The sequence below is a fragment of the Cellulomonas sp. B6 genome (assembly GCF_001462455.1).
Lineage (GTDB): Bacteria > Actinomycetota > Actinomycetes > Actinomycetales > Cellulomonadaceae > Cellulomonas.
In genome coordinates this window covers 21,409-30,554 of sequence record NZ_LNTD01000227.1, presented here as the reverse complement: position 1 = coordinate 30,554, position 9,146 = coordinate 21,409, and the positions used below count along the sequence as shown (strand labels likewise).

Annotated in this window: 7 protein-coding genes; 2 read left to right on the top strand and 5 right to left on the bottom strand. The window is 74.1% G+C overall.

Annotated features, from left to right (window positions below):
- The 5 genes from pgl to tkt form a co-directional block, all read right to left on the bottom strand.
- Nucleotides 1–785: 6-phosphogluconolactonase (gene pgl, locus ATM99_RS16660; RefSeq protein WP_082659969.1), on the bottom strand; the 785-nt coding region annotated here is incomplete at its 3' end.
- A gap of 103 nt (nucleotides 786–888) precedes the next feature.
- Nucleotides 889–1,806 carry a glucose-6-phosphate dehydrogenase assembly protein OpcA gene (opcA, locus tag ATM99_RS16655; protein WP_062103949.1) on the bottom strand — a complete coding sequence of 306 codons (918 nt, stop codon included), beginning with the start codon at nucleotides 1,804–1,806 and terminating at the stop codon, nucleotides 889–891.
- Nucleotides 1,803–3,344 carry a glucose-6-phosphate dehydrogenase gene (gene zwf, locus ATM99_RS16650; protein WP_062103944.1) on the bottom strand — a complete coding sequence of 514 codons (1,542 nt, stop codon included), beginning with the start codon at nucleotides 3,342–3,344 and terminating at the stop codon, nucleotides 1,803–1,805. Before zwf ends, opcA begins: the two co-directional genes overlap by 4 nt.
- Nucleotides 3,341–4,474, bottom strand: coding sequence for a transaldolase (gene tal, locus ATM99_RS16645; RefSeq protein WP_062103943.1), 1,134 nt, complete (start codon nucleotides 4,472–4,474; stop codon nucleotides 3,341–3,343). The genes zwf and tal overlap by 4 nt, the downstream gene beginning before the upstream one ends.
- Nucleotides 4,475–4,575: 101 nt before the next feature.
- Nucleotides 4,576–6,744, bottom strand: coding sequence for a transketolase (tkt, locus tag ATM99_RS16640; protein WP_062103942.1), 2,169 nt, complete (start codon nucleotides 6,742–6,744; stop codon nucleotides 4,576–4,578).
- Between the two features lie 514 nt (nucleotides 6,745–7,258).
- Between tkt and ATM99_RS16635 the strand changes: the two genes are divergently transcribed.
- Nucleotides 7,259–8,179: a heme o synthase gene (locus ATM99_RS16635; protein WP_062103948.1), complete on the top strand. Its 921-nt coding sequence runs from the start codon at nucleotides 7,259–7,261 to the stop codon at nucleotides 8,177–8,179.
- A gap of 10 nt (nucleotides 8,180–8,189) precedes the next feature.
- Nucleotides 8,190–9,122 (top strand): site-specific tyrosine recombinase XerD, encoded by a 933-nt coding sequence (locus ATM99_RS16630; RefSeq protein ID WP_062103941.1) that lies wholly within the window; start codon nucleotides 8,190–8,192, stop codon nucleotides 9,120–9,122.
- Nucleotides 9,123–9,146: the final 24 nt, after the last annotated feature.

The window sequence follows — 9,146 nt, the reverse complement described above, 5'->3', positions numbered from 1 at the left end:
GCGGCGGCCAGGGCGGCGGGGTCCGCGCCCGGCAGCTCGGCCGCCGACGCGACGTCGACGAGCCACAGCGTGCGCTCCTGCCCGCGGGCGGCGGCGGCGGGAGTGGTCCGCACGTCGTCGCCGGCGAGGGCCCGCGCGACCGCGGGCGCCTTCTCGGCCCCGGCGGCGACGACCCACACCTCGCGCGCCGTCTGGATGAGCGGGAACGTGAGCGACACGCGCTCGGACGGCGGCTTGGGGGAGTCGTGCTCCGCGACCACGAGCAGGTTCGCCTCGTACAGCGACGACCGCTCGGGGAACAGCGACGCGACGTGCCCGTCCGGTCCCATGCCGAGCAGCAGCACGTCGAACCGGGGGGCGAGCCCGTCGTCGGCCGCGTGCGCGCGCAGCTCGGCGGCGTACGCGCGCGCGGCGGCCTCACCGTCCGGCACGTCGTCGCCGGGCCCGGGGACGGCGTGCACGTTCGCGGCCGGCAGCGCGTCGCCGAGGGCGTCGATGAGCGCCGCGCGGGCCTGCGTCTCGTTGCGGTCCGCGTCGCCTGCGGGCAGGAAGCGCTCGTCGCCCCACCACAGGTGCACGCCCGACCAGTCGACGGCGTCCCGCACCGGCGAGTCCGCGACGGCCCGCAGCGTCGCGATGCCCACCGTGCCGCCCGTGAGCACGACGTGCACGGGCGAGCGGTGCGACTGCAGGTCCACCAGGCGCGTCAGCAGCCGCGCGGCCGCGGCGGCGGCGAGGACGTCGGCGTCGGGGTGGACCAGGACCTCGGGCGTGGCGGTGCTCATGCGTCTCCTCCTCGGCCCGGTCCGGCGCGGCCCGGGCGGTCGTCGCGGGGGTGCCGACGGGCCGCCCGGCGCACGCGGTGGGGCGGGGCGGCCCGTCGGTGGGTCAGGCGTCGATGCGCGCGAGGCCCTTCTGGAGGACCTCGCCGTACACCTCGTCGGCGTCGAGGCGCCGCAGCTCCTCGACGAGGCACTCGCGCAGCTGGCGGATGGGCAGCGCGATGCGGTGCTCGGGCTGCTCGGGCTGGCGCAGCGCGGCGGTCTTGCCGTCGGGCCGGTCCAGCACGATGTCGCCCGACGCGCGCTCGAGTCGCACCTGCGTGATCGCGGGCGCCCCGGGGACGCGCTCGATCTCGACCGGGCACCGCAGGGAGTGCGCGAGCCACGCGGCCATGAGGTCGACCGACGGGTGCGTGCTCTCCCCGGTGACCACGGCGCGGCGCACCGGCTCGTACGGCGGCTGGTCCAGCGTCGCGGCGATCAGGCCGCGCCACAGGGTCGCGCGGGTCCAGGCGAGGTCGGTGTCGCCCTCGGCGTAGACCCGCGCCAGGTTGCGCAGCGCGCGGCCCGGGCGCGAGCACGTCGAGGTGTCGGTGATGCGCCGCTGCGCCATCGCGCCCAGCGGGTGCTCCGACGGGTTCTCGGGCACGTCGTAGGGCCACCACGCGACGATCGGCGCGTCGGGCAGCAGCAGCGGCATGACGAGCGTGTCGAGGTGCCGCGTGACGCCGCCGGAGATGCGCAGCACGACGACCTCGCTCGCCCCGGCGTCGCCGCCGAGGCGGATCTGCGCGTCGAGGTTCGCGGCCCGGTCCTCGGTGCCCTCGGTGATGACGATGATCCGGCAGGGGTGCTCCCGGCTCGCGGCGTTCGCCGCCTCGATCGCGTCCTCGGGGTCGTGCGCGTCGGCGTCGATGATGAGCGTCAGCACGCGGCCCAGCGCGATCGCGCCGCCCTCGTCGCGCTCCTGCAGGAGTCGCTTGTTGATGTCCCGGGTGGTCGTGTCCGGCATGTCGATGATCACGGGAGCCTCCACGCCCGGCCGTCGCGGGCCATCATCTCGTCGGCCGACGCCGGACCCCACGTGCCGGCGCGGTACTCGTCGGGCTTGCCGTGGCTCGCCCAGTACGCGGTGACCGGGTCGAGGATCTTCCACGACAGCTCGACCTCCTCGTGCTGCGGGAACAGCGGCGGGTCGCCGAGCAGCACGTCGAGGATGAGGCGCTCGTACGCCTCGGGCGAGGACTCGGTGAACGCGTGCCCGTACCCGAAGTCCATGGTGACGTCACGGACCTCCATCGCGGTCCCCGGCACCTTGGCGCCGAACCGCAGCGTCACGCCCTCGTCGGGCTGCACACGGATCACCAGGGCGTTCTTGCCGAGCTCGGACGTCGAGGTCGACTCGAACGGCAGGTGCGGCGCGCGCTTGAAGACGACCGCGATCTCGGTGACGCGCCGACCCAGACGCTTGCCCGTGCGCAGGTAGAACGGCACCCCGGCCCAGCGGCGGGTGTCGATGTCGACGCGGATCGCCGCGTACGTCTCGGTCGTGGAGTCCGGGTTGAAACCTTCCTCCTCGGCGTAGCCGACGACCTTCTCGCCGCCCTGCCAGCCCGCGGCGTACTGCCCACGAGCCGTGTGCTTGCCCAGGTCGCGCGGCAGGCGCAGCGCCGAGAGCACCTTGGTCTTCTCGGCGCGCAGCGCGGCCGCGTCGAACGAGACCGGCTCCTCCATCGCCGTGAGCGCGAGCAGCTGCAGCAGGTGGTTCTGGATGACGTCGCGCGCCGCGCCGATCCCGTCGTAGTACCCCGCGCGACCGCCGATGCCGATGTCCTCGGCCATCGTGATCTGCACGTGGTCGACGTAGTTGCCGTTCCAGATCGGCTCGAACAGCTGGTTGGCGAAGCGCAGCGCCAGCAGGTTCTGGACCGTCTCCTTGCCCAGGTAGTGGTCGATCCGGAAGATGTCGTCGGGCCGGAAGACCTCGGACACGATGTCGTTGAGCTCGCGGGCCGAGGCCAGGTCGTGGCCGAACGGCTTCTCGATGACGACGCGGCGCCACGTGCCGTCCTTGGGCTGCGACAGGCCCGAGCGGGCGAGCTGCTGGCAGACCACCGGGAACGAGCTCGGCGGCACCGACAGGTAGAACGCGTGGTTGCCGCCCGTGCCGCGCGTGACGTCGAGGTCCTCGACCGTCTCGCGGAGGCGGTCGAACGCGTCGTCGTCGTCGAACGACCCCTGCACGAACCGGATGCCCTCGGACAGCTGGCGCCACGTCGCCTCGCGGAACGGCGTGCGGGCGTGCTCCTTGACCGAGTCGTGCACGACCTGCTCGAAGTCCTGCGTCTCCCAGTCGCGCCGGGCGAAGCCGGTGAGCGCGAAGCCGGGGGGCAGCAGGCCGCGGTTGGTGAGGTCGTAGACCGCCGGCATGAGCTTCTTGCGCGCGAGGTCGCCCGTGACGCCGAAGATCACGAGGCCGCACGGCCCGGCGATGCGGGGGAGACGGCGGTCGCGCGCGTCCCGGAGCGGGTTCTGGTCGGGGCCGACCTTGGCGCCGCTCACCGGGCCTCCTCGGTCGACGACGCGGCGGACGTGAGCCCGGCCTCGACGGTGCCGAGCAGCTCGGACCACGAGGCCTCGAACTTCTCCAGCCCCTCGACCTCGAGCCGGTCGGTGACCTCGTCGACCGAGATCCCGAGGGCCTCGATGCGGTCGAGCAGCGCCGCCGAGGCGTCCTGCGTGCCCGTGACCGTGTCGCCGCGCACGGCGCCGTGGTCGGCGACCGCGTCGAGCGTCTTCTCGGGCATGGTGTTGACGCTGCCGGCCACGACGAGCTCGTCGACGTAGCGCGTGTCGGGGTAGGCGGGGTCCTTGACGCCCGTCGACGCCCACAGCGGGCGCTGCGGCTGCGCGCCGGCCGCCGCGAGCGCCTGCCAGCGCTCGCCCGCGACGACCTCCTGGTAGACGCCCCACGCGAGGCGCGCGTTCGCGATCGCGGCGGTCCCGCGCAGCTGCGCGGCCTCGTCGCCGCCGATCTCGTCGAGGCGCGGGTCGATCGCCGCGTCGACGCGCGAGACGAAGAACGACGCGACCGAGCCGATCGGCGCGAGGTCGATCCCCGCGGCGTGGGCCTGCTCGAGCCCGTCGAGGAACGCGTCGAGCACGGCGCGGTAGCGCTGCAGGGAGAAGATCAGCGTGACGTTGACGCTGATGCCCTGCGCGAGCGCCGCGGTGATCGCGGGCAGGCCCTCGAGGGTCGCCGGGATCTTGACGAACAGGTTCGGTCGCTCGATCTCCGACCAGAGCGTCTCCGCCGAGGCGGTCGTGCCCGCCGTGTCGCGCGCGAGGCGCGGGTCGACCTCGATCGACACGCGTCCGTCGACGCCGCGCGTCGCGTCGTAGACCGGCCGCAGCACGTCGCACGCGTCGCGCACGTCGTCGGTCGTGATGCGCAGGACCGCCTCCTCGACGGCCGCGCCGTCGGCGGCCAGCGTGCGCAGCTGCGCGTCGTAGGCGTCGCCGTGCGCGAGGGCGGAGGCGAAGATCGTCGGGTTGGTCGTGACGCCGACGACGCCGCGCGTCACGAGGTCGGCCAGACCCCCGGACGCGATCCGTTGCCGCGACAGGTCGTCGAGCCAGACGGCGACCCCCGCGTCACGCAGGGCCTGGACAGGGGTGGTGCTGGAGGTCATGGTCGTTCCCCTTCGATCCCACGACGAGCTGGTGCGGGTCGTGCGCGGCGGGGCCGGTGCTGGAGCCGGCCCCGCCGCGTGGTGCGTCAGGCGGTGGTGCGTCAGGCGGGCAGGTCGCCCGTGCCGGACTGCGTGGGCGTGGCTGCCGAGTCGGCCGGGGCGTGCGCCCCACGCGCCGCCTCGATCGACTCGTGCGCCGCGGCCACGACAGCCTCGGCGGTGATCCCGAACTCGCGGTACAGCGTCTGGTAGTCCGCCGACGCGCCGTAGTGCTCGAGCGAGACCGAGCGGCCCGCGTCGCCCACGATCTTGTCCCACGACATCGCGATGCCGGCCTCGACCGACACACGTGCGCGCACCGAGGACGGCAGCACCGACTCGCGGTACGCCTCGTCCTGCTCGGCGAACCACTCGAGGCACGGCGCCGACACGACGCGCGTCGCGACGCCCGCGGCCTCGAGGGTCTCGCGCGCCTCGACGGCGAGCTGGACCTCGGAGCCCGTGGCGATCAGCACGACGTCGGGCGTGCCCGACGACGCGTCGCGCAGCACGTACGCGCCCTTCGCGACGCCGTCGGCCGTGCCCCAGCCGTCCTCGCCGCGCGGGAACGTCGGGACGTTCTGCCGCGTGAGGACGAGGGCCACGGGGCCGTCGGAACGCTCGAGCGTCGCCTTCCACGCGTGCGCGGTCTCGTTGGCGTCCGCGGGCCGGACGACCGCGAGGCCGGGGATCGCGCGCACGGCCGTGAGGTGCTCGACCGGCTGGTGGGTCGGGCCGTCCTCGCCGAGGCCGATCGAGTCGTGCGTCCACACGTACGTCGCGTTCACGCCCATGAGGGCCGCGAGACGCACGGCGCCGCGCATGTAGTCCGAGAACGTGAAGAACGTGCCGCCGTAGGGCCGCGTGAGCCCGTGCAGGCGGATGCCCGACAGGATCGAGCCCATCGCGTGCTCGCGGATGCCGAAGTGCAGCGTGCGGCCGTACTGGTCGCCCGCGAAGTCGTGCGACGAGCGGTGCGCCGGCAGGAACGACGGCTCGCCCTTCATCGTCGTGTTGTTGGAGCCGGCGAGGTCGGCCGAACCGCCCCACAGCTCGGGCAGCACCGGCGCGAGTGCCGACAGCACCTCGCCGGACGCGGCACGGGTGGCGACCGCCTTGCCGGCGGGGAACACCGGCAGCGCGTCGGCCCAGCCGGCGGGCAGCTCGCCCGCGACGAGGCGGTCGAGCAGCGCCTTGCGCTCGGGGTTCGCCGCGGCCCACGCGTCGAACTTCTCCTGCCACGCGGCGCGCGCGGTCGCGGCACGGCCCGCGAGCGAGCGGGTGTGCGCGATGACCTCGGGCGCGACGTCGAACGACTTCTCGGGGTCGAAGCCGACGACCTCCTTGAGGCCCTTGATGGCCTCGCCGCCGAGCTTGGAGCCGTGCGACGAGTGGTCGTCGGTCTTGCCGGGCGTGGGCCACGCGATGAGCGTGCGCAGGCCGATGAACGACGGCTTGTCGGTCACGGCCTTGGCCGCCTCGATGGCCGCGTGCAGCGCGTCGACGTCCTCGCGGTACTCGCCACCGGCGGTCCAGTCGACGTACTGGACGTGCCAGCCGTACGACTCGTAGCGCTTGAGCACGTCCTCGGTGAACGCGATCTGGGTGTCGCCCTCGATCGAGATGTGGTTGTCGTCCCACAGCACGACGAGGTTGCCGAGCTCCTGCGTGCCGGCGATCGACGAGGCCTCGCTCGTCACGCCCTCCTGCAGGTCGCCGTCCGAGGCGATGACGTACACGAAGTGGTCGAACGGGCTGGTGCCCGGCGCCGCCTCGGGGTCGAGCAGCCCGCGCTCGCGGCGGGCGGCCATCGCGAAGCCGACCGACGACGCGAGGCCCTGGCCCAGCGGGCCGGTCGTGATCTCGACGCCCGCCGTGTGGCGGTACTCGGGGTGGCCGGGGGTCTTCGAGCCCCACGTGCGCAGCGCCTCGAGGTCCTCGAGCTCCAGGCCGAAGCCGGCCAGGTACAGCTGGATGTACTGCGTGAGGCTCGAGTGCCCCGCCGACAGCACGAAGCGGTCGCGGCCGAGCCAGTGCGGGTCCGTCGGGTCGTGCCGCATCACGTTCTGGTAGAGCAGGTAGGCCGCGGGGGCCAGGCTGATCGCCGTGCCCGGGTGGCCGTTGCCGACCTTCTCGACCGCGTCCGCCGCGAGCACGCGGACGGTGTCGACCGCCTTGATGTCGAGCTCGGACCATCCGACCGTCGTGGCCAGGGGAGCCTTCGCGTTCACCGCACCTCATTCCCGTCCCGCACGCGCGGGGCGTCGTTCCGAGCGTCGGGCGTCGGCCGCGGGGAGCGACGCGCCCGGCGGATCCCCGTCACGTCGTCGGACGGGACCTCTGCCTCGTCGAGCCTATAGCGCGGTGGTGGGACCGCGCGCACTCGTCCCACTCGCGAGGCAATCGCTTGCCACCCGGTGTGGGAGCGCGACGACTGCCCAGATCACGCCCGGGTGCGACCGATCTCACGTGCCCGCCGGGCCGCGGTGCGCGTCGGGTCCGCCCACGCCGACGACACCATGCGTAGCATGGCGGGCGGGACCTCGGTCCCACCGCCCCTGTCGCGACACCGCCCGAGCGGAGCCCCGACGCCTCCCGGGCAGACTCGTCCGACCTCCCGAACGGAGCACGAAGACCGTGCGCCTCTCCACCCCGTCCCCGCTCGACGCGAGCCGTCCCGACGTCGCCGCCGACGCGGCCGACGTCGTCGAGGTCCAGGACGCGGTGGTCGCGGCGCCGGACGAGGTGCCGACGGCCGCGGCGCGGACCGGCGGGGTGCGCGCGACGCTCGGGACGGTCGGCGCCTACGTCGCGCTGACGAAGCCGCGCGTCATCGAGCTCCTGCTCATCACGACGATCCCGACGATGTTCCTCGCGGCCCAGGGCTTCCCGCCGCTGGGACTGGTCGTCGCGACGCTCGTCGGCGGGGCGGGCGCCGCGGGCGCGGCGAACACCCTCAACCAGTACCTCGACCGTGACATCGACCGCGTCATGAACCGCACGCGCCGCCGCCCCATCGTCACGGGCCGCGTGACGCCGCGCGCCGCGCTCGTGTTCGGGCTCGTGCTGGGCGCCGTGTCGCTGGTCTGGCTGTGGTTCGCGGTCAACCCGGCGTCGGCGCTGTTCACCGGGTCGGCGATCCTCATCTACGTCGTCGGCTACACCATGATCCTCAAGCGCCGCACGCCGCAGAACATCGTGTGGGGCGGTGCCGCGGGGTGCATGCCCGTGGTGATCGGCTGGTCGGCCGTCACCGGTGGCGTCTCGTGGGCCGCGGTGCTGCTGTTCGGCGTCGTGTTCTTCTGGACGCCCCCGCACTACTGGCCGCTGTCGATGAAGTTCCGCCGCGACTACGCCGCCGCGGGTGTCCCGATGCTGCCCGTGGTGGCCGCGGACACCAAGGTCGCGCGGGAGATGATCGCGTACACCCTCGCGATGATCGCGTGCTCGCTGCTGCTCGTGCCCGTCGCCGGCATGACGTGGGTCTACGCCGTCGTCGCCGGCGTGCTCGGGGCGTGGTTCCTGTGGTCGTGCATCGGCCTGCTGCGGCGCGCCAACGACGCGCAGCGCGGCCCGCTGCGCGCGATGAGCGTCTTCCACGCGTCGATCACGTACCTCACGCTGCTGTCCGTCGCGATCGCGGTGGACGTCTTCCTGCCGCTGTGACCCCCAGGCCGTGGCCGACCGTCTGACGCCCGCCCTCGAGGGGTATCTCGCGCACCTGTCCGTCGAGCGCGGGCTGGCCCCGCACACGCTGTCCGCCTACCGGCGCGACCTCACGCGGTACGTCGCGCACCTGCTCGCGGCGGGCCGCGACGACCCCGCGCAGATCACCGAGCGGGACGTGGAGGACTACCTCCTCGTGCTCCGCACCGGGTCCGACGGACGGGCGGTGCTCTCGGCGTCGTCGGCGGCGCGTTCGGTCGTCGCGGTCCGGGGGTGGCACCGGTTCCTCGCGCTCGACGGGCTCGCGCCCACGGACGCCGCCGCCGACGTGCGCCCGCCGGCGCAGCCGCGCCGGCTGCCCAAGGCCATCTCGGTCGAGGACGTCGGGCGGCTCATCGACGCGGCCGGGCTCGGCGACGGGCCCGTGCCGCTGCGTGACCGCGCGCTCCTGGAGCTGGTCTACTCCACCGGGGCCCGCATCTCGGAGGCCGTCGGCGTCGACGTCGACGACCTCGACCTCACGGCCGGCCGGTCGGCCGTGCGGCTGCTCGGCAAGGGCCGCAAGGAGCGCGTCGTGCCCGTCGGGTCGTTCGCGGCGGAGGCGGTCGAGGCGTACCTCGTGCGCGGGCGTCCCGCGCTCGCGGCCTCGGGGCGCGGCAACGCGGCCGTGTTCCTCAACACGCGGGGAGCGCGCCTGAGCCGGCAGTCGGCCTGGGCGGTGCTGCGCACGGCGGCCGAGCGGGCCGGTCTCGACACCGCGCACGTGTCGCCGCACACGCTGCGGCACTCGTTCGCGACGCACCTGCTGGCCGGCGGCGCGGACGTGCGCGTGGTCCAGGAGCTGCTCGGCCACGCGTCGGTGACGACGACGCAGATCTACACGATGGTGACGCCCGACACGCTGCGCGAGGTGTACGCCGCGAGCCACCCGCGTGCACGCTGAGGCGGATCGCGCGGCGTCCGGTCT

Bases quoted from the DNA above. Each gene is read 5' to 3' on its own strand.
- tal (WP_062103943.1), bottom strand. From the start codon at position 4,474: ATGACCTCCAGCACCACCCCTGTCCAGGCCCTGCGTGACGCGGGGGTC.